Annotated in this window: 14 protein-coding genes and 1 pseudogene; 10 read left to right on the forward strand and 5 right to left on the reverse strand. The window is 71.1% G+C overall.

Translation table 11 applies throughout. The annotated features are described in order from the left end of the window. The first annotated feature begins 78 nt into the window (after positions 1-78). Genes OG580_RS13465 through OG580_RS13475 form a run of 3 tightly spaced genes read left to right on the forward strand, consistent with a single transcriptional unit; the run spans position 79 to position 3,686 of the window. Entirely contained in the window at positions 79-1,437 is a 1,359-nt protein-coding gene (locus OG580_RS13465) for an ABC transporter substrate-binding protein (protein ID WP_267043906.1), read from the forward strand. Positions 1,438-1,446: 9 nt separating this feature from the next. Further along, entirely contained in the window at positions 1,447-2,838 is a 1,392-nt protein-coding gene (locus tag OG580_RS13470; protein WP_267043907.1) for a carbohydrate ABC transporter permease, read from the forward strand. Then, complete coding sequence (locus OG580_RS13475; protein ID WP_267043908.1) at positions 2,835-3,686, forward strand: carbohydrate ABC transporter permease; 852 nt, start codon at positions 2,835-2,837, stop codon at positions 3,684-3,686. The genes OG580_RS13470 and OG580_RS13475 overlap by 4 nt, the downstream gene beginning before the upstream one ends. Before the next feature lie 44 nt (positions 3,687-3,730). Here OG580_RS13475 and OG580_RS13480 read toward each other — a convergent pair whose 3' ends face one another. After that, positions 3,731-4,330 carry a TetR/AcrR family transcriptional regulator gene (locus OG580_RS13480; protein WP_267043909.1) on the reverse strand — a complete coding sequence of 200 codons (600 nt, stop codon included), beginning with the start codon at positions 4,328-4,330 and terminating at the stop codon, positions 3,731-3,733. A 279-nt stretch (positions 4,331-4,609) separates the two neighbouring features. On the opposite strand from OG580_RS13480, the gene OG580_RS13485 reads away from it, so the two are divergent. The 3 genes from OG580_RS13485 to OG580_RS13495 all read left to right on the forward strand — a co-directional run bounded on the left by OG580_RS13485 (position 4,610) and on the right by OG580_RS13495 (position 7,845). Further along, complete coding sequence (locus OG580_RS13485; RefSeq protein WP_267047993.1) at positions 4,610-5,455, forward strand: ABC transporter permease; 846 nt, start codon at positions 4,610-4,612, stop codon at positions 5,453-5,455. Between the two features lie 19 nt (positions 5,456-5,474). Beyond that, on the forward strand, positions 5,475-6,356 hold the full coding sequence (locus OG580_RS13490; protein WP_267043910.1) for an ABC transporter ATP-binding protein: 882 nt from the start codon (positions 5,475-5,477) through the stop codon (positions 6,354-6,356). Positions 6,357-6,471: 115 nt separating this feature from the next. Further along, positions 6,472-7,845, forward strand: a complete 1,374-nt coding sequence (locus OG580_RS13495) for a glycosyltransferase 87 family protein (RefSeq protein ID WP_267043911.1) — start codon at positions 6,472-6,474, stop codon at positions 7,843-7,845. 61 nt (positions 7,846-7,906) lie between these two features. On the opposite strand, the gene OG580_RS13500 is transcribed toward OG580_RS13495, so the two are convergent. Then, on the reverse strand, positions 7,907-12,874 hold the full coding sequence (locus tag OG580_RS13500) for an NAD-glutamate dehydrogenase (protein WP_267043912.1): 4,968 nt from the start codon (positions 12,872-12,874) through the stop codon (positions 7,907-7,909). Positions 12,875-13,304: 430 nt separating this feature from the next. On the opposite strand from OG580_RS13500, the gene OG580_RS13505 reads away from it, so the two are divergent. Then, complete coding sequence (locus tag OG580_RS13505) at positions 13,305-13,859, forward strand: DJ-1/PfpI family protein (RefSeq protein WP_229314013.1); 555 nt, start codon at positions 13,305-13,307, stop codon at positions 13,857-13,859. 331 nt (positions 13,860-14,190) lie between these two features. Here the strand turns inward: OG580_RS13505 and OG580_RS13510 are convergent, their stop codons facing one another. Then, positions 14,191-14,847: an HAD family hydrolase gene (locus OG580_RS13510; protein ID WP_267043913.1), complete on the reverse strand. Its 657-nt coding sequence runs from the start codon at positions 14,845-14,847 to the stop codon at positions 14,191-14,193. A gap of 88 nt (positions 14,848-14,935) precedes the next feature. Next, a complete protein-coding gene (locus tag OG580_RS13515) occupies positions 14,936-15,442 on the reverse strand; it encodes a hypothetical protein (protein WP_267043914.1) in 507 nt (168 codons plus the stop codon). A gap of 429 nt (positions 15,443-15,871) precedes the next feature. Here OG580_RS13515 and OG580_RS13520 point away from each other — a divergent pair. Beyond that, a pseudogene (locus OG580_RS13520) lies at positions 15,872-16,204 on the forward strand (Rv3235 family protein); the annotation flags it as partial. Positions 16,205-16,284: 80 nt separating this feature from the next. On the opposite strand, the gene secA reads toward OG580_RS13520, so the two are convergent. After that, positions 16,285-19,092, reverse strand: coding sequence for a preprotein translocase subunit SecA (gene secA / locus OG580_RS13525; RefSeq protein ID WP_267043915.1), 2,808 nt, complete (start codon positions 19,090-19,092; stop codon positions 16,285-16,287). Positions 19,093-19,331: 239 nt separating this feature from the next. On the opposite strand from secA, the gene OG580_RS13530 reads away from it, so the two are divergent. After that, positions 19,332-19,919, forward strand: coding sequence for a GNAT family N-acetyltransferase (locus tag OG580_RS13530; protein WP_267043916.1), 588 nt, complete (start codon positions 19,332-19,334; stop codon positions 19,917-19,919). 30 nt (positions 19,920-19,949) lie between these two features. Then, the gene (locus OG580_RS13535; RefSeq protein WP_267043917.1) at positions 19,950-21,146 is read left to right on the forward strand and encodes a winged helix-turn-helix domain-containing protein; all 1,197 of its coding nucleotides are present in this window, start codon (positions 19,950-19,952) and stop codon (positions 21,144-21,146) included. Positions 21,147-21,229: the final 83 nt, after the last annotated feature.

Here is a 21,229-nt window from a genome sequence, read left to right on the forward strand (position 1 = left end):
GGTATTGCGGGGGCGCCTCCGCCCGGCGTAGACCTGTCGGCACGGGACAGCGACGCGCACAGGAGAGACGGGGCAGCGATGCGTACAACTCTTCGTCCACGCAAGGCCGCAGTGACCATGACGGCGCTCACGGCACTCACCGCACTGGCCCTCGCGGCCTGCGGCACCGAGACCCGCAAGGACCCGGGCGATCCCACGTCCGGCCCCGGCTTACCCCTCAAGGGCGAGGAGATCGAGGTCGCCGCCGTCTGGACGGGCCCCGAGCAGGAGAACTTCACCAAGGTCCTGCGGGAGTTCGAGAAGCGCACCGGCGCGACCGTCACCTTCGTGCCCGCCCAGGACCCGATCGTGAACTTCCTCGGGACGAAGATCGCCGGCGGCTCGCCGCCCGACGTGGCGATGCTCCCGCAGGTGGGCGCGATCCGGCAGGCAGCCACACAGAAGTGGCTCAAGCCGGTCGGCCCCGAGGCCAAGGCCCAGCTCGCCGCGCACTACTCGCCCGGCTGGCAGCAGCTCGGTGCGGTCGACGGCACCCAGTACGGGGTCTACTTCAAGGCCGCCAACAAGTCCCTGATCTGGTACAACACCGCGGTCTTCGAGAACGCGGGCGCGATGGAGCCGAAGACCTGGAAGGAGTTCCTCACCACCGCCGAGACGATCTCGGCCTCCGGCGTCACCCCGGTCTCGGTCGGCGGCGCGGACGGCTGGACGCTCACCGACTGGTTCGAGAACGTCTACCTCTCCCAGGCGGGCCCGGCGAAGTACGACCAGCTGGCCAGGCACGAGATCAAGTGGACCGACCCGTCCGTCGCCGCGGCTCTGACCACGCTCGCCGAGCTGTTCGGGAAGCCGGCGCTGCTCGCGGGCGGGACGAGCGGCGCGCTGCAGACGGAGTACCCGGTCTCGGTGACGCAGACCTTCACGGGCGGCGACCAGCCCAAGGGAGCGATGGTCTTCGAGGGCGACTTCGCCGCCGTCAACATCGCCCAGACGAAGGCGAAGATCGGTACGGACGCGAAGGTCTTCCCGTTCCCGACGGTCGGCGGCGGCACCGCTCCCGTCGTGACGGCCGGCGACGCGGCCGTGGCGCTGAAGGACACCAAGGGCGCGCAGGCGCTGCTCGCCTTCCTGGCCTCGCCCGAGGCGGCGAGGATCTGGGCGGCCGAGGGCGGCTTCCTCTCCCCGAACAAGAGCCTGGACCCGGCCGCGTACCCGAACGACGTCCAGCGCGAGATCGCCAAGGCGCTCATCGGCGCCGGGGACGACTTCCGCTTCGACATGTCGGACCAGATGCCACAGTCCTTCGGCGGGACGCCGGGCAAGGGCGAGTGGAAGGCGCTCCAGGACTTCCTGAAGAACCCGAAGGACATCGCCGGGGCCCAGGCACGCCTGGAGGCGGACGCGGAGAAGGCGTACCGGGCCGCCGCGAAGAGCTGAGGACCCGGCATGCCGTGGATCCCCGACAGCAAGAACCAGCGCAGGAACAGCAACACGGACAGCAACACGGACAGGGACAGGAGCGAGGTCAAGGGCAAGGGCAGGAACAGGAACAAGAGCAGGAGCAGGGCGGTCGCGGCGGGGTTCCTTCTCCCCGCCCTGCTCCTCCTCGGCGCGCTGGTCGTCTACCCGATCGGGTACTCCGTCCGCCGTTCGCTCTTCGACCGCTCCGGCTCCGCCTTCGTGGGCCTGGACAACTACCTCGCGCTCGTCACCGACGACTCGCTCCGCACCGCCGTACGGAACAACCTGATCTGGCTGGTCCTCGCCCCCGCCGTCGCCACCGCCCTCGGTCTGGTCTTCGCCGTCCTCACCGAACGCGTCCGCTGGGGCACGGCGTTCAAGCTCGTCGTCTTCATGCCGATGGCGATCTCGATGCTGGCGGCCGGAATCATCTTCCGGCTCGTCTACGAGCAGGACCCGGACCGCGGGATCGCCAACGCCGTCTGGGTCGGGGTCCACGACACCTTCGCCGAGGCCTCGGGCTTCCCCCGGGCCCGCCCGCTGCCCGCGCACCCGCTGAAAGCGGCCGGCGGCGGCGCGTACGTCACCGAGGAGGCGGTGCGCGCCGGGGAGCCCGTCCGGCTCCCGCTCGTCGGGGTGGCTCCTGGCCGGATGCCGGCGGAGGCCCGCCCCGCGCGCGAGCCCGCTCCCCCGCCCGCGGGGGCGATCACCGGCACGGCCTGGCTGGACTTCACCCGGGGCGGCGGCGGGAAGCCGAACGTCGTCGACCCGGCCGAACTGGGCCTCGCCGGGCTGCGGATCGAGGCGGTACGGGACGGGAAGGTCGTCGCGACGGCCACGGCGGCGGCCGACGGCACCTTCACGCTGCCCGCCGACCGCGCCGACGGAGCCGTACTCCGCCTCCCCGCGAGCAATTTCCGGGAGCAGTACGACGGCGTGGAGTGGCTGGGTCCGTCGCTCGTCACCCCGGCCGTGATCGGGGCGTACGTGTGGATGTGGGCCGGGTTCGCGATGGTGCTGATCGGTGCCGGTCTCGCGGCCGTACCGCGCGAGCTGCTCGAAGCGGCGCGGGTCGACGGGGCGAACGAGTGGCAGGTGTTCCGCCGGATCACCGTCCCGCTCCTGGCGCCGGTCCTCGTGGTCGTCCTCGTCACCCTGATGATCAACGTGCTCAAGGTCTTCGACCTGGTCTTCGTCATCGCGCCGGGCTCGGCGCAGGACGACGCGAACGTGCTGGCGCTCCAGCTGTACCGCTCGTCGTTCGGCACGGACGCGGACCTCGGGGTCGGCTCGGCCATCGCCGTCGTCCTGCTCCTGCTGGTGCTGCCGGTGATGGCGGTCAACATCCGCCGCATACGAAGGGAGACCCGCCGATGACCTCCCTCGCCTCCCGGGTCGCGGCCCGCGCGGCCGGCGGCGCGGTCCGCGTCGTCCTCGTCCTGGCCGGCCTGATCTGGCTGCTGCCGACGGTCGGGCTGCTGTTCTCCTCCTTCCGCTCGCCCGCCGACATAGCGGCGAGCGGCTGGTGGCAGGTGTTCGGGGCCCCGACGCAGCTGACGGCGGAGAACTACGGCAACCTCCTCGCGAACGGAACGATCACCGGCTCCCTCCTCTCCACCGTCCTGATCACCGTCCCGGCCACGCTCCTCGTCCTCGCCCTCGGCTCGTTCGCGGGGTACGCCTTCGCGTGGCTGGAGTTCCCGGGCCGGGACTGGTGGTTCCTGGGGGTGGTGGCCCTGCTGGTGGTCCCGGTCCAGGTCGCCCTGGTCCCGGTGTCGAAGCTCTTCGGCGCGGTCGGGCTCTTCGAGACGACGCTGGGGGTCGTCCTCTTCCACACCGCCTTCGGCCTGCCGTTCGCGATCTTCCTGCTGCGGAACTTCTTCGCGGAGATCCCCCGCGAGCTCCTGGAGGCGGCGCGGCTCGACGGAGCGGGCGAGGTGCGGCTGTTCACCCGGGTGGTGCTGCCGCTCGGCGGCCCGGCGATCGCCTCACTGGGGATCTTCCAGTTCCTGTGGGTGTGGAACGACATGCTGATCGCGCTGATCTTCGCGGACTCGCAGTCGCCGCCGATCACGGTGGCGCTCCAGCAGCAGGTCCGGCAGTTCGGGAACAACGTGGACGTGCTGGCGCCGGGGGCGTTCCTGTCGATGGTGGTGCCGCTGGTGGTGTTCTTCGCGTTCCAGCGGCAGTTCGCGTCCGGGGTGATGGCGGGCGCGGTGAAGTAGGCACTCAGGCCGTCAAACCCTCAGGCCTTCAGGCCCTCAGACCCTCAGGCCTTGAGCGCCGCCACCGCCGAGCGCGCGAGCTCGTCCACGTACCCCGAGGGCAGCTCCGTACGGACGACGACGAGGCGCCAGTACAGCGGGCCGACGACCAGGTCGAGGGCCTTGGCCGGGTCGGTGTCCCCGGGGAGCTCGCCGCGCGCGACGGCCTCCCGGACGATCTGGGCCATGACGCCCTGCCGGCCGTCGAGCAGCGCCTCCCGGATGGCGTCGGCGATCTCCGGCTGCCGCGCGGCCTCGACGAGGAGGTCGGGGATGACCTGCGAGGCGACGGGGTGGCGCAGGGCGTACGAGGCCACTTCGAGGAGTGCGCGTACGTCCCCGTGCAGGGAGCCGGTGGCGGGCACCGGCATGCCCTGGGCGGCGACGGCGCCGACGAGGTCGAGGACGAGGGCGAGCTTGGACTTCCACCGCCGGTAGACGGCGGTCTTGCCGACGCCCGCGCGGCGCGCGATGCCCTCGATGGACATCCGGGCGAAGCCGACGGCCGCGAGCTCCTCGAAGACGGCGGCACGGATGGCCTCGGTCACGTCCTCGCGGAGTACGGCGGCTCCGGCGGGGGCGCGGCGGGGGGTCGGTTCGGTCATGAACGGCATCCTAACCAACGACGACATCACGACGATACGGTTGCGTTCCGACGTGCAGGCGTCCTAACCTCCCCGTAGCGACGATACGGACCCGTTCCATCGTGGACGCCGTCCGCACCGCCCCTAGGAGATGCCCCGCAGCCCCCGTCGAAAGCGCACCCCGTGACCCCCCAGACGCTCCCGCACCCCACAGCGCCACAGGCACCCCGCACCGCACCGGACGCGTCACGCGCCACACCGCAGGCACCACCCCCCGCCACCGACCTCCGCGCGCTCGCCCTGCGCCACGGGCTGACGGTCAGCGGAGCCCGCCCCTCACTCCCCGCCTACGTCCGGCAGCTCTGGTCCCGCCGCGACTTCATCACCGCTTTCGCGACCGCCCGCCTCACCGCCCAGTACAGCCAGGCCCGCCTCGGCCAGGTCTGGCAGGTGATGACCCCGCTCCTCAACGCGGCCGTGTACTACGTGATCTTCGGCGTCGTCATGAACGCCAAGCACGGCGTCCCCGACTACGTCCCGTTCCTCATGACCGGCATCTTCGTGTGGGCCTTCACCGCCGACACGGTCCTGGCCGGCACCCGCGCGATCAGCGGCAATCTGGGCCTGGTCCGCGCCCTGCACTTCCCTCGCGCGAGCCTGCCGATCTCGCTCGCGCTCCAGCAGCTGCAGCAACTGCTGCTCTCGCTCGCCGCGCTCACCGCGATCCTCCTCTGCTGCGGCGAGTTCCCCACCTGGAGCTGGCTGCTCGCCGTCCCGGCCCTGTGCTGCCAGGCCCTGTTCAACACGGGCGTGGCCCTCGCCCTCGCCCGGCTCGCGGCCCGGACCCCCGACATCAGCCAGTTGATGCCGTTCGTGCTGCGCACCTGGATGTACGCCTCGGGCGCCATGTGGTCGATCCGGGCCCTGGCGAGCGGCGGCCGCTTCCCGGACGGCGTGGTGCTGGCGCTGCAGTGCAATCCGGCCGCGGTCTACATCGACCTCATGCGCTTCGCGCTGATCGAGAGCTACACGGCGGACCAGCTGCCGCCGCACGTCTGGGCGCTCGCCGCCGGCTGGGCCGCGCTGGCCTTCGCGGGCGGGTTCATCTGGTTCTGGAAGGCAGAGGAGACGTACGGCCGTGGCTGAGACAGCAGGAACGACAGGAATGACAGGAACGACAGGGACAGCAGGGACAGCAGGGACAGCAGGGACAGCAGGGACAGCGCGAACGACCGAGGACTCCCGCACCCCGACCGTCGTCGTCGACGGCGTCCACCTCACCTACACGGTCCACGGCGGGCACCCCGGCGGCCGGGGCAGCGCCACCGCCGCCCTCGGCCGGATGCTCCGCCGGGGCCGTACCGCACCGACGGGCCGCCGGGTCCACGCCGTCAAGGGGGTGAGCTTCGCCGCGTACCGAGGTGAGGCGATTGGCCTGATCGGTTCGAACGGATCAGGGAAGTCGACCCTCCTGAAAGCCATCGCGGGCCTCCAGCCCGTCGAGCGGGGCCAGGTCTACACCCACGGCACGCCCTCCCTCCTCGGCGTCAACGCGGCCCTGATGGGCGACCTGACCGGCGAACGGAACGTGGTCCTGGGCGGCCTCGCGATGGGCATGAGCCGCGCGGAGGTCCGGGAACGCTACGACGAGATCGTCGACTTCTCCGGCATCAACGAGAAGGACGACGCGATCTCCCGGCCCATGCGGACGTACTCCTCCGGAATGGGGGCCCGGCTGCGCTTCTCCATCGCCGCCGCGAAGAGCCACGACGTCCTGCTCATCGACGAGGCCCTGTCGACCGGCGACGCCCGCTTCCGGCGCCGCAGCCAACGGCGGATCGACGAGCTGCGGGCGGAGGCGGGGACGGTCTTCCTGGTCAGCCACTCGAACTCCACCATCACGGAGACCTGCGAGCGGGTGCTGTGGCTGGAGGCGGGGACGCTGCGGATGGACGGTCCGGCGAAGGAGGTGATGGCGGCGTACGAGGAGTTCACCGCGACGGGCACCACACCCGGCACCGAACCCGGCACCGAACCCACCGCCTGACCCGCTTGACCCGCCTGACCCGCCTGACCAAACACCGAACCCGACACCGAACCCAACGCCGAGCCGGGCGCCAAACCATCCGTAAACCAGACATAGCGGTCTACAGTGCTGAGGGATGACGAACGATCACCCTCAGCCGCCCCGCCGGGCCCGGAACGGCCCCCCGTCACTCACCACGCCCACCAAGTCGGCCTCACCCACCACTCCCACCACTCCCACCTCACCCCCACCCCCCTCCCTCACCGGCTCCCCCTTCGACTCGGACACCTTCACCTCGGCCACCTTCGTCACGGTCGGCCGCGGCCCCTACCTCGCCCTCGCCGCCGCCTGGCTCCTCACCCGGGCCGGCATGCTCCTGCTGCTCCTCCGCGACGACCTCGGCATCGGCGGGGTCGGCCGCGAGGTGGCCCTCTACGAGCACTGGTACGGGCAGTTCGCGACCGGCACCTTCCCGCCCGGTGACGTGACCTGGCAGTACCCGCCCGGCGCGGGCCTCGTGATCATGGCCCCGGGGATCCTCCCCTCGCTCACGTACTTCCAGGCCTTCGTCGCCCTCGCCCTCCTCGCGGACGCGGTCATCACCCTGGCGCTCGCCCGCGCCGACAGCGAACGCCTCACCCACGGCGCCTGGTTCTGGGTCTGCGCCCTCCCGCTGCTCCTGCACCTCCCCCTCGCCCGGTACGACGTCCAGACCACCGCCCTCGCCGTCCTCGCCCTGCTGGCCCTCAACGCCCGCTCGACCGCGGCCCACCAGTTCGGCGGAGCGCTCGCCGGGATCGGCGCCATGGTCAAGGTCTGGCCCGCGCTGGCCCTGATCGGCACGCCCCGGGGTCGTACCAGCCGCGAGGCCTGGACCGCCGCGGTCACCGCCGCCCTCGCGCTCTGCGCCACCCTCGCGCTGTTCTTCTCCGAGTCGTTCGGCTTCCTGCGCCAGCAGGGCAGCCGCGGCGTCCAGATCGAATCCCTGGGCGGCACGGCCCTCGCACTGGCCCGGGCGGCCGGCATCTGGCCGGGCGGGATCGAGTTCCGCTACGGCTCCTTCGAGTACGTCGGCCCGTACGTCTCCAGCATCGGCCACCTCGCCCTGCTGCTCACCGTCATCGCCTTCGGCTGGCTGCTGCTCTGGCGCGTCCGGGCCCGGCGCTGGACCTCCGCGACCCCGCTCGACGCGGCCTTCGCCGCCGTGCTGCTCTTCACCGCCACCAGCCGGGTGATCAGCCCCCAGTACATGATCTGGCTGCTCGGGCTCGCCGCCGTCTGCCTGACCTCCCGCCGGACCGTGATGCGCCCGGTGGCGCTGCTGCTGCTCCCCGCCGCCGCGCTGAGCTCGCTCGCGTACCCCGTCCTGTACGCGGAGGTCCTCGCCGGCACCGCCTCCGGCCTGACCGTCATGGTGCTCCGCAACGGCCTGCTCCTCGCGGCGTCCCTGCTCGCCGCCCGCCGCCTGTGGACGTCGACGGTCACCGCACCGCCCGAACCGACCGGCTGACCAGACCGGACGACGGAAGGGCCCCGCCGGAACACCGGCGGGGCCCTTCCGTCTCCTACCGCTAGCTGTGCGTACGAAGCAGCGTGCGCATCGTGCGCATGGCGACCGACAGGTTCGCCAGGTCGAAGGTGTCCGAGCCCTGGATCTCCTCCAGGGTCGTCCGCGCGCGGCCCAGGATCGCCGCGTTCTTCTCCTCCCAGGCCTTGTACCGCTCCTCCGGGCTCGACGTGCCGTTGCCCGCCGCCAGGACGTCCGCGGTGAGCGCCGCGTGGGCCGCGAACAGGTCCTCGCGGATCGACGCGCGGGCCATCGACTGCCAGCGGTCGCTGCGCGGCAGCTCGATGATCCGGTCCATCAGGTCGGTGATCCGCAGCCGGTCGGCCAGGTCGTAGTAGACCTCGGCCACCGCCAGCGGCTCCTTCTCGGTCCGGTCCGCGATCGCGACGATGTCGAGGACCGGGAAGGCGGACGAGAAGCCGGCGACCCGCAGCGCGAGCTCCTCCGGCACGCCGACCTCGGTCAGCTCGTCCAGGATCGACTGGTACCACTCCAGGTCCGCACCGCGCAGCAGCTGCGGCAGCCGGTCCCAGACCTCCTCGACGCGATCGGCGAAGAACTCGATGGTCTCGCCGATCTGGAGCGGCTGCGGCCGGTTGTTGAGCAGCCAGCGCGTACCGCGCTCGACGAGCCGGCGGGAGTGCAGCCGCATCTGGGTCTGGACCTCGGCAGGCACCCGGTTGTCGAGGGCCTCGACGGCGTCCCAGACCCGGCCGAGGCGGAAGACCACACGGGCCGCGGTCTGCGCCCGGACGATCTCCTCGATCGACGCGCCGGTCTCCTCGCGGAGGCGGTGCAGGAAGGTCGAGCCACCGGTGTTGACGGTGTCGTTGACCAGGATCGTGGTGACGATCTCGCGGCGCAGGGCGTGGTTGTCGACGGCCTCGGTGAACTTCTCGCGCAGCAGCGTCGGGAAGTACGCGTGGAGCAGTCCGCGCAGGTACGGGTCGTCCGGCAGCTCCGTACCGATCAGCTCGTCGGCCACCGTGATCTTGGTGTACGCGAGGAGGACGGCGAGCTCCGGCTGGCTCAGGCCCTTGCTGTTGTTGAGCAGCTCGCGGATCTGCCGGTCGTTGGGCAGGAACTCCAGGGAGCGGTCGAGGCTGCCGTCGCGGCCCAGGCGGCGCATGAAGCGCTGGTGGGCGTGGAGCAGCGAGGGCGACTGGGCGACGGCGTTGGCCAGGGCCGTGTTCTGCGCGTAGTTGTTGCGCAGGACGAGCGTGCCGACCTCGTCGGTCATCTCCGCGAGGATCTTGTTGCGCTGCTTCACGGTCATGTCACCCTCGGTGACGAGCCCGTTGAGCAGGATCTTGATGTTGACCTCGTGGTCGGAGGTGTCCACGCCGGCGCTGTTGTCGATGGCGTCGGTGTTGACCTTGCCGCCCTGGCCCTCGGGGCCGCCGGTCCGGGCGAACTCGATGCGGCCCAGCTGGGTCGCACCGAGGTTGCCGCCCTCGCCGATGACCTGGGCGCGCACGTCCTGGCCGTCGACGCGGATGGCGTCGTTGGCCTTGTCGCCGACGTCCGCGTTCGACTCGACCGAGGACTTGACGTACGTACCGATGCCGCCGTTCCAGAGCAGGTCGACGGGTGCGTGGAGCACGGCCTTCATCAGCTCGGCCGGGGTCATCTTGGTGACGCCGTCCTCGATGCCGAGAGCGGCCCTGACCTGCGCGTTGACCGGGATGGACTTGGCGGTACGGGGGTGGATGCCGCCGCCCGCGGAGAGCAGCGACGTGTCGTAGTCGGCCCAGGAGGAGCGGGGCAGGTCGAAGAGACGGCGACGCTCGGCGTACGAGACGGCCGCGTCGGGGGTCGGGTCGATGAAGATGTGCCGGTGGTCGAAGGCGGCGACCAGGCGGATGTGCTCGCTGAGCAGCATGCCGTTGCCGAAGACGTCACCGGACATGTCGCCGACGCCGACGACCGTGAAGTCCTGGGTCTGGGTGTCGTGGCCCAGCTCGCGGAAGTGGCGCTTGACGGACTCCCAGGCGCCGCGGGCGGTGATGCCCATGCCCTTGTGGTCGTAGCCGGCGGAGCCGCCGGAGGCGAAGGCGTCACCGAGCCAGAAGCCGTACGACTCGGCGACCCCGTTGGCGATGTCGGAGAAGGTCGCGGTGCCCTTGTCCGCGGCGACGACGAGGTACGTGTCGTCCTCGTCGTGGCGGACCACGTCGACCGGCGGGACGACCTCGCCCGCGACGAGGTTGTCGGTGATGTCGAGCAGCGCGGAGATGAAGGTCTTGTACGAGGCGATGCCCTCGGCGAGCCAGGCGTCCCGGTCCACGGACGGGTCCGGGAGCTGCTTGGCGACGAAACCGCCCTTGGCGCCGACCGGCACGATGACGGTGTTCTTCACCATCTGTGCCTTGACCAGGCCGAGGATCTCCGTACGGAAGTCCTCACGGCGGTCGGACCAGCGCAGGCCGCCTCGGGCGACCTTGCCGAAGCGCAGGTGGACGCCTTCGACGCGCGGCGAGTACACCCAGATCTCGAAGGCGGGGCGCGGGGCCGGCAGGTCGGGGATGGCCTGCGGGTCGAACTTCATCGACACGTACGAGTGCGAGGCCCCGTCCGTGCTCCGCTGGAAGAAGTTGGTGCGCAGGGTCGCCTTGATGACGGTGAGGAAGGAGCGCAGGATGCGGTCCTCGTCGAGGGAGGCGACCTGGTCCAGGGCGCCCTCCAGCTCCTCCAGGATGCCGTCGATCAGCTCGGTGCCGGCGCGCTGGCGCTCCGGCGCCATCCGGGCCTCGAAGAGGGAGACGAGCAGCCGGGTGGTGTGGACGTTGTTACGGAGGGTGTCCTCCATGTAGTCCTGGCTGAAGGTCGAACCGGCCTGGCGCAGGTACTTGGCGTAGGCGCGCAGCACCATCGCCTCGCGCCAGGTGAGCCCGGCGGAGAGGACGAGGGAGTTGAAGTTGTCGTTCTCGGCCTCGCCGGTCCAGGTGGCGGAGAAGGCCTCCTGGAAGCGCTCGCGGGCGTCGTCGCCGAGGTAGTCGCCGCCGTTGCCGGTCGGGGCCGGCATCCGCAGACCGAAGTCGTAGACCCAGGCGTGGGTGCGGTCGGAGCAGCGCAGCTCGTACGGGCGCTCGTCGGTGACCTCGACGCCGAGCCGGTTGAGGACCGGCAGGACGGCGGAGAGGGAGATCGGGTCGCCGGTCTTGTAGATCTTGAAGCGGCGCTCGCCGGGGCCGGCGACGACGGGCTCGTACAGGGAGAGCGCGAAGTCCTTGTCCGTACGGGCGAGGGCCTCCAGGTGGACCAGGTCGGCGACGGCCGCGCGCGGCGAGTGGTCGGCCTTGTAGCCCTCGGGGAAGGCGTTGCCGTAGCGGCGCAGCAGCTCGGCGGCGCGCTCCTCGCCGCACTCGGCGTTGAGCGCCTCACCGAAGCCGTCGGCCCAGGAGCGGGCGGCCTCGACGAGCCGGGCCTCGATGCGGTCGACGTCGGCGTCGGTCAGCTTGGCGAGCTCGGTGCCGCGCTTGACGCGGACGACGAAGTGCAGCCGGGAGAGGATCGACTCGGTGTTCCAGGCGGTGAAGTCGACGCTGGTGCCGTCGAGCTCCTCCTTCAGGATGTCGATGATCCGCAGCCGGACGCGGGTGGTGTAGCGGTCGCGCGGCAGGTAGACGAGGGCCGAGTAGTAGCGGCCGTACTCGTCCTGGCGCAGGTAGAGCCGCAGTCGGCGCCGCTCCTGCAGGTACAGGACGCTGGTGACGATGGACCGGAGCTGGTCGACCGGGGTCTGGAAGAGCTCGTCGCGCGGGTAGGTCTCCAGGATCTGGAGCAGGTCGCGGCCGTCGTGGCTGTTCGGCGAGAAGCCGGCGCCTTCGAGGACCTCCTGGACCTTGCGCTTGACGACGGGCACGCGTCGCACGGACTCGGTGTACGCGGCGGACGAGAACAGCCCGAGGAACCGTCGCTCACCGATGACGTTCCCCGCGGCATCGAACTTCTTCACGCCGACGTAGTCGAGGTACGAGGGGCGGTGCACGGTCGACCGGCTGTTGGCCTTCGTCAGGATCAGCAGCTTGTGCTCGCGGGCCTTGGCGCGCGCGTCGGCGGGCAGCCGGCTGAAGGAGGGCGAGACGGGGTGGGCGTGGTGGCCCTCGTCGTCGCCGGAGTGCTGCGGGTCGGAGCGCAGGATGCCGAGGCCGGTACCGGGCACGGCGGACAGGGCGTCGCCGTTGACGAGCTCGTACTCGCGGTAGCCGAGGAAGGTGAAGTGGTCGTCGGCGAGCCAGCGCAGCAGCTCGCGGGCCTCCTCCACCTCGGTCGGCCGCAGGTCGGAGGCGGTGGGCTCGGCCGGGAGACCCTCGGCGATCCTCAGCGCGGCATCGCGCATCTTGTCCCAGTCCTCGACCGTCTCGCGGACGTCGGACAGGACGCGCAGCAGATCCGCGGTGATCTGCTTGAGGTCGGCGCGGTCGGTCTCGCGGTCGATCTCGACGTGGATCCAGGACTCGGTGAGCGCGTCGTGCGGCAGGTCGCCGTGGATCTGGGCCGACAGGACCTCGATGAGCTTTCCTGCGACGTCACGGCGGACGAGGACCTGCGGGTGGATCACGACGTGGATGCCGCGGCCCTGGCGGGACAGCTCGTTGGTGACCGAGTCGACGAGGAACGGCATGTCGTCGGTGACGACCTCGACGACGGAGTGGCTGCTGGTCCAGCCGTTCTCCTCCACCGTCGGGGTGTGGACGCGCACGTTCGCGGTGCCCTGCGGGCGGTTCTCCGCGAGCCGGTAGTGAGAGAGCGCGGCGCCGAACACGTCGACCGGGTCCCGGTCGCCGAGGTCCTCCGGCGCGGTGTGCAGGTAGTAGCGCTGGAGGTATTCGAGCACGGTGTCCCGGTCCGGGCGCTCCTCAGCACCCTCCGGGCCCGTCGGAAGTCGCCCCCCGACCGGGCTGTGCTCAGCTACCCGAGCGGCCCTTTCGAGCAGCTCGGCCTTGGCTTCGTCCAGCTTGGTCTGCATGTCCTCTGACTCCTGTCGCGCGCCGTTGCGTGACGTCGGTGGAAGAAAGGACACAACGCCACGACGCGGTGATTCCGGTCGCAGACGACGTTATGCCCCGATGAGAGATGCCCGGATCGTAATCGGCCACGGAGCGTGGCGCGTCCGGACGGGAAGGATCGGCGAACGCACGGTCGGCCCGGCCGCTGTGGCGGTCCGGGCGGCAGCCGGGGGCTTCGCTGCCCCCACGGCGTATCGCGCTGATCACGGCAAAAGCCTATCGCCCTCGCCCCCCGAACCGTCATGAGCCGTATGCGTACAAAAGAGCGGGCCAAGTTTGACGTTATGGACAGCGACACGTGTCCTCTTGGCAAACCGGCCCGCCGGAGGCAGCGTGTACGCGAGCATGGGCGCAGCACGACAGACCGACCATCTGTGATCTGGGAGAGCCATGGCGAAGATCCTGATCGTGACCGGGGACGCGGCGGAGTCGCTGGAGGTGATGTACCCCTACCAACGACTGCTCGAAGAGGGATACGAGGTCGACATCGCGGCCCCTGCCCGCAAGCAGCTCCGGTTCGTCGTCCACGACTTCGAGCCGGGCTTCGACACGTACACCGAGAAGCCGGGCTACACCTGGCCCGCGGACCTGGCCTTCTCGGAGGTCGATCCGGGCGCGTACGTGGCGGTGGTGATCCCGGGTGGCCGGGCTCCCGAGTACCTGCGCAACGACCCGGAGCTCCGCAAGATCCTCAAGGCCTTCTTCGACGCGGACAAGCCGGTGGCCCAGATCTGCCACGGCCCGCTCCTGACGGCGGCGGTCGGCGGCCTGGAGGGCCGCAGGGTCACGGCGTACCCGGCCCTCGAACTCGACATGCAGGCGGCCGGAGCCACCTTCCAGGACTCGGCTGCCGTGGTCGACGGCCTCCTGGTCTCGTCCCGGGCCTGGCCGGACCACCCCACCTGGATGCGCGAATTCCTGAAGGTCCTCCGCGCCAAGGCCTGACACCCACCGGAGCGTTTCCCCCCTCGGCCGTCGACGGCCGAGGGGGGCGGGTTCCACCGCCCGCCGGCTGGAAGTGGCGGGCTCCGCCCCCAGCCGGCCGGGGGTGGTGGGTGTTCCACCCTCCACCGGCGGGCGACGGCGGTGGAGGGCTCCCCCGGCCCCCGCCGACGGTGGGCGGCCGCCGACGGTGGGCGGCCGCCGACGGGAAGACCCGAGGCCGACGTCGAAGTTGTACGGGTGGTGCAGGTGGGAACCCCGAAGGCCGGGCGCACCACTCCCGCGGGCCCACGCCACAACACCGGTCTGGCCCGGCCCGGCCCCATCGGGGGGGCTACACCAACCCCTCCGCCACGGCCACCGCCTCCGCCAGCGAGTCGACCACCGGCACCCCCACCCGCTCCAGCGACGCCCGGCTGTGCGACCCCCCGGTGTACAGCACCGCCCGCGCACCGACGTGCGCCGCCGCCACCGCGTCGTCCGCCGCGTCACCGATGACGACCACCCGGTCCGCCGGGACACGGAGCGCCTCCAGGTGCCGCACCATGTGCCCGGACTTCCCGTCCGTCGAGTCGCCGACGCGCCCGTCCATCCGGACGAAACGCTCGGCGATCCCGTGGCGCCGCACGAGCGGTATCAGGTCCGCGTGCGGCGCGAGCGACAGTAGCGACTGAGTGAATCCGGAGTCCTGTCGCGCCGCGAGCAGCTCGGCCGCGCCAAGCGTGAGCCCGCACTCCTCCGCCCGCACCCAGTAGTGCCGGTGGAAGGCGCCGTCCATGACGGTCCACTCCTCGTCGGTGGGCAGCCGCCCCATGAGCCGTTCGTAGAACTTCGGCACAGGCACCGTGTACAGCTCGCGGTACTGCTCCAGCGTGATCGACGCGAGCCCGAGCTCGGCGAAGGCCGCGTTCGTCGCCCCGATCACCGCGCCGGTGTCGTCGAGCAGTGTGCCGTTCCAGTCCCAGACCAGATGCTTACCGTGCTTCCCCATGGAAAAACGGTACCGGCCACCTGCGACAACGGACCCCACCGGGCCCGGACAGCGTCCGATCAGGTCCGCCGGCCAGGTCCCCCAACCGCTACCCCAGCAGCCCGGGAATCTCCTGCACCCCGAACCACAGCAGCTCGTGGTCCTCGGCCCCGTCCACCACGAACCGCGCGTCGTCGTCGCCCTGGTCCGCCGCCCCGAGCGCGGCCGCCGCGGCCGTCACGTCCGCCTCGGCGTCGTCCGCGTCGGCGTGCACCGCCGCCGCCTTGGCCAGCGGCACGGATCCGGCGATCCGGACCTCGCCGATCGAACCCGCGTCGAGCCCCCGGTCGGGGTCGACGGAGGCGTCCTTGTCGGCGACGTCGACGGCGACGACGACCCGGCGCCGGGGCGCCTGGGGGTCGCCGGCGAGCAGCCGCAGGGAGGCGGAGGCGGCGCGGTTGAGCGCCGCGTACTCCAGTTCCTCGATGTCGTCGGAGACGTACCACTCGCGCAGCGCGGGGGTGACGGCGTAGGCGGTCAGCGGGCCGGGGGCCAGTTCGCCCGCCTTGTGCGCCTGTGCGAGACCGGGGAGGGTCAGGGGGACGTACACGCGCATGGCTGGCCGCTTTCGTAGACGGAGAGGCCCTCAGGATACGTGCGGAGTCCCCCTTCGGGGTGGCGGGCCGAACGCGCCGTCTGTCCACCACCGGCCCGCCCGGGCAAGGCCCCGAAGAGCCGATTTCCCCCCGCGTCACCCTGATAGGTGATTCCGCCGCGGGACCACCCCGAGGCCGCGGACTCCTTGCGGGAGCTCGGAGCCCACCCGTACAAGATCCCCAACGGAAGTTACCGACTGGTATCAATCGGTTACGCAACGACAGGGGCTCGCCATGAACAGTCACCCGACCGCCACCCAGACGCCGCACCCCGCCGCCGCCACCCGCCCGCGCACCCCGCGCCCCCGCACCGCCCCCGGCGGCCCCGCCGGCACTCACCCTCGCGGTGCGGCGGGCACCCACCCCCGCACGTCGCCCCGCGCGCTCCCCCGCACACCGTCTTCGCGGAGCGCCTGCTCGCCGTGCTCAGCGGGGAGCGGCCGGTCCACTGGATGCTCGGCCACACCGTCGGCGAGGCGTACGAGCAGCTCGTCCTGCTGGCCCCGACGACACCCCTGCGGTCGCTCGGCCCCCGCCCCGTCCTGCGCCGCTGCTCCGTCCAGCTGGACCCGCACCGCACGGTCATGGAGGCGTTCGCGAGCATCGCCACCGGCCACCGCGTACGCGCGATGGCGTTCCGCCTGGAGCGTGGCGCCGACCAGCGCTGGCGCTGCGCCGCCGTCGAGCTCGACGGTCTCGACGTGGCCGCCCGGCACCCATGACGAAGGGGCCGGCGCCCCATCGGGCACCGACCCCTCCCCATCACGGCGTCACGACCTCACAAGGCCACGACCACACGACGTCACTTCTTACGACGTCGCCCACCGCTCGCGTTCTTCTGCGCCTTACGGCGCTCCGCCCGCGTCATCCCGTCGCCCGACTCGTCGTCGGAGGCGAAGTCGCCCTCGACGACACCGCCGTCACCGTCCACGGTCGGCGCGGAGAAGTGCAGACGGTCCGGCCGCTGCGGCGCTTCGAGGCCCTTGGCGCGGATCTCCGGACGCCCGGCGCCCGACGGCACCGCGTCGCCCTTGTCGAGCGACGGCGCGCTCGCCTGCACCGGGACCTCCTCGACCTGCTGCTCGACCTGGACCTCCAGGTTGAACAGGTAGCCGACGGACTCCTCCTTGATGCCCTCCATCATGGCGGTGAACATGTCGAAGCCCTCGCGCTGGTACTCGACCAGCGGGTCCTTCTGCGCCATGGCGCGGAGGCCGATGCCCTCCTGGAGGTAGTCCATCTCGTAGAGGTGCTCGCGCCACTTGCGGTCCAGGACCGACAGGACCACGCGCCGCTCGAGCTCACGCATGATCTCCGCGCCGAGCTGCTGCTCACGGGCGTCGTACTGCTCGTGGATGTCTTCCTTGACGGAGCTCTCGATGAACTCGGCGGTGATCCCGGCCCGGTCCCCGGCCGCGTCCTCCAGCTCGTCCACCGTGACCTTCAGCGGGTAGAGCTGCTTGAACGCGTTCCACAGACGGTCGAGGTCCCACTCCTCCGCGAAGCCCTCGGCGGTCTCCTGGCGGATGTAGTCGTCGATCGTGTCGTCCATGAAGTGCTGGATCTGCTCGCGCAGGTCCTCGCCCTCCAGGACGCGGCGGCGCTCGCCGTAGATGACCTCGCGCTGCCGGTTGAGGACCTCGTCGTACTTCAGGACGTTCTTACGCGTCTCGAAGTTCTGGGTCTCGACCTGCGACTGGGCGGAGGCGATCGCCCGGGTGACCATCTTGTTCTCGATCGGCACGTCGTCCGGCACATTGGCCATGGCCATGACGCGCTCGACCATCTGCGCCTTGAACAGACGCATCAGGTCGTCGCCGAGGGAGAGGTAGAAGCGCGACTCGCCGGGGTCGCCCTGACGGCCGGAGCGGCCGCGGAGCTGGTTGTCGATACGGCGCGACTCGTGGCGCTCGGTGCCGAGCACGTACAGCCCGCCGAGCTCCTTGACCTCCTCGAACTCCGCCCTCACGGCCTTCTCGGCACGCTCCATGGCGGCGGGGAGGGCCGCGGCCCACTCCTCGACGTGGTCGACCGGGTCCAGACCCGCCTGGCGCAGCTCGGCCTCGGCGAGGTCGTCCGGGTTGCCGCCGAGCTTGATGTCCGTACCGCGACCGGCCATGTTCGTGGCGACGGTGACGGCGCCGCGGCGGCCGGCCTGGGCGACGATGCTCGCCTCACGGTCGTGCTGCTTGGCGTTGAGGACCTCGTGCTGGATGCCGCGCTTGGAGAGCTGCTGCGAGAGGTACTCGGACTTCTCGACGGAGGTCGTGCCGACGAGGATCGGCTGACCCTTCTCGTGCTTCTCCGCGATGTCGTCGACGACGGCGGCGAACTTGGCGACCTCGGTCCGGTAGATCAGGTCCGACTGGTCCTTGCGGACCATCGGCCTGTTCGTGGGGATCGGGACGACGCCGAGCTTGTAGATCTGGTGGAACTCGGCGGCCTCGGTCATGGCCGTACCGGTCATGCCCGACAGCTTCGCGTACAGGCGGAAGAAGTTCTGGAGGGTGATCGTGGCGAGGGTCTGGTTCTCGTCCTTGATCGCCACCCCTTCCTTCGCCTCGATCGCCTGGTGCATGCCCTCGTTGTAGCGGCGACCGGCGAGGATACGGCCGGTGTGCTCGTCGACGATCATGACTTCGCCGTCCATGACGACGTAGTCCTTGTCCTTCTTGAACAGTTCCTTCGCCTTGATGGCGTTGTTCAAGTACCCGACGAGCGGGGTGTTCACCGACTCGTAGAGGTTGTCGATGCCCAGCCAGTCCTCGACCTTGGCGACGCCCGCCTCGTGGATGGCGACGGTGCGCTTCTTCTCGTCGACCTCGTAGTCGCCGGTCTCCTCGATGCCCTTGAGCGCGTTGCCGGGCTCGCCCTTCGTCAGGCGGGTGACCAGCTTGGCGAAGTCGCCGTACCACTTGGTGGCCTGGTCGGCCGGGCCGGAGATGATCAGCGGCGTACGGGCCTCGTCGACGAGGATCGAGTCGACCTCGTCGACACAGGCGAAGTTGTGGCCGCGCTGGACGAGCTCGTCCTTGGACCACGCCATGTTGTCGCGCAGGTAGTCGAAGCCGAACTCGTTGTTCGTGCCGTACGTGATGTCGCAGGCGTACTGCTCACGGCGCTGGGCCGGGGTCATGTTGGCGAGGATGCAGCCGACCTCCAGACCCAGGAACTTGTGGACCCGGCCCATGAGCTCGGAGTCGCGCTCGGCCAGGTAGTCGTTGACCGTGATCAGGTGGACGCCCTTGCCGGAGAGCGCGTTGAGGTACGCCGGCAGGGTGCCGACGAGGGTCTTGCCCTCACCGGTCTTCATCTCGGCGACGTAGCCGAGGTGGAGCGCGGCGCCACCCATCAGCTGGACGTCGTAGTGGCGCTGGCCGAGGACACGCTTGGCGGCCTCGCGCACCGTCGCGAAGGCCTCCGGCATCAGGTCGTCGAGGCTCTCGCCGCCGGCGGCCCGCTGCTTGTACTCATCGGTGAGCGCCCGCAGGTCGGCGTCGGAGAGGTTGACGAAGTCCTCTTCGATGGAGTTGACCTGGTCCGCGATGCGGTGCAGTTTGCGCAGGATCTTGCCTTCGCCTGCACGCATGAGCTTGTTGAAGACGGACACTGAGGCTGGTCTCCTTGCCGGTCGGGCCTGGCACTGGGTCTTGTGATGGACGCGAGCGCGGGCACGGCAGGTGGTCCCCACCGCAACGGCCATCGTAAGCGAGACCGCCCTCGCGACGGGAGGCCCGCAGTGCCCGAGCCGCACGGCCTCCCTCAAAGAGAACGCCCGAGGTGGGCGGAAGGTGCCGCCCCACCCGAAAAGTGTTCGCTTCCGCTCCGGTCGCTCACCACAATCCAGACATGGAGCCGATCACCCTCACCACCGACCGTCTGCGTCTGCGGAACTTCGTTCCCGGCGACCTGGACGCGGTGTACGAAATCTGTCAGGACCCGGACATCCGGCGCTGGACCGTGGTCCCGGACCCCTACACCCGGCAGGACGCCGAGTTCTTCCTGAACCGACTGGTGCCCGACGGCTGGCGCGAGGACGCGGAGTACACCTTCGCCGTCGAGCCGGTGTCCGGCGGCCCGCTGCTCGCGGCGATCACGCTGATCAGCCGCGGCTCGGGCGTCTGGGAGGTCGGCTACTGGCTGAGCGAGGAGCATCGGGGCCTCGGGTACATGACGGAGACCGTCCGCGCCCTGGCCCACTGGGCGTTCACGGGCCTGGGCTGCACCCGCCTCGTCTGGCGGGCCGAGCTCGGCAACGCCGGGTCGCGCGCGGTGGCCGAGCGCGTCGGTTTCGCCGTGGAGGGCGTCCAGCGGGCCGGCCTCGTCAACAAGGGCACGCTCCGGGACTGCTGGATCGGCGCCCTGCTGCCCTCCGACTTCGGCCTGCCGAGCCCGTTGCCGTACCTCCCCGCCCGCGATCAGCCCGCCCAGACCTGACTGTCGGTGCCGGGCTCTAGGGTGCGGTGCATGACGACTGCGCCGCACCCCGCCGCCGAACTGTCCGCCGACGAAGCCCGCAGGATCGCGCTGCGCGCCCAGGGGTTCCTGGGCGCCCCCGACCGCAGGTCCGGGGTCCGCGGGGTGCTGCGCGCTCTCGGTCAGGTCCAGCTCGACACGATCTCCGTACTGGCCCGCTCGCACGAGCTCATTCCGTACGCGCGCCTGGGCGCCGTGGGCCGTACGACGGTCGAGGACGCCTACTGGACCCCCGCCCCCACCGGCCCGGCCCCGGCCCGGCCCCACGCCTTCGAGTACTGGTCGCACGCGGCCTGCGTCCTGCCGATCGAGGAGTGGCCCCACTTCGCCTTCCGCCGCCGCGCCTACCGCGACCGCCCGCACTGGCATCACGACCTGCCGGCCGGCGCGTACGACAAGGTGATCGACCAGCTGCGGGCCGAGGGCCCGCGGACGGCGACCGAGCTGGGCGGCGCGAAGAACAAGGGCGAGTGGTGGGACTGGTCCGACGGGAAGGTCGCCGTCGAGCGTGCGCTGATGTACGGCGAGGTGGTGGTGGTCGAGCGGCGCGGCTGGAAGCGGGTGTACGACCTGGCGGAGCGGGCGATCCCGCAGGCGCTGCTCCACGACGAGCTGGACGACGCCGAGTGCGTGCGCCGACTGGTGCGGCAGGCGGGCGAGGCGCTGGGCGTGGGCACGCGCGCGGACATCGCCGACTACCACCGCATCAAGGGCGAGCAGTTCGACGCGGTGGTCGAGGCCTCGGGGCTCGTGCCGGTCACGGTGGCGGGCTGGGGGAAGCCCGCGTGGGCGGACCCGGCGGCGCTGGCCTCCGAGCCGCGCGGCCGGCACCGGACGACGCTGCTCTCGCCGTTCGACTCGTTGATCTGGGAGCGGGCGCGCACGGAGCGGATCTTCGGCTTCACGCACCGCCTGGAAGCGTACGTGCCGAAGCAGAAGCGGGTGCACGGCTACTTCGCGATGCCGGTCCTCGCCGGGGGCCGTCTGGTCGGCCGAGTGGACCCGGCGCGCGAAGGCGGCACGCTGGTCGCCCGGCAGATCACGCTGGACGGCCCCAAGGCCGTCCCGGCGGTGGCGCAGGCACTGCGCGAGGCGGCCGAATGGGTCGGCTGCGACGCGGTGTCCGTGGTCCCGGAGCGCGTGAACCACCCCGAACTGGCCCCGGAGCTCGTACGAGCCCTGAGCTGAGCCGCCGCCCTGCCTGCCTGCCTGCCTGCCGATCTGCTGACCTACCGGGCTACCGGGCTGCCGGGCTGCCGGGCTGCCGGGCT

The organism is Streptomyces sp. NBC_00094 (genome assembly GCF_026343125.1).
Taxonomy (GTDB): domain Bacteria; phylum Actinomycetota; class Actinomycetes; order Streptomycetales; family Streptomycetaceae; genus Streptomyces.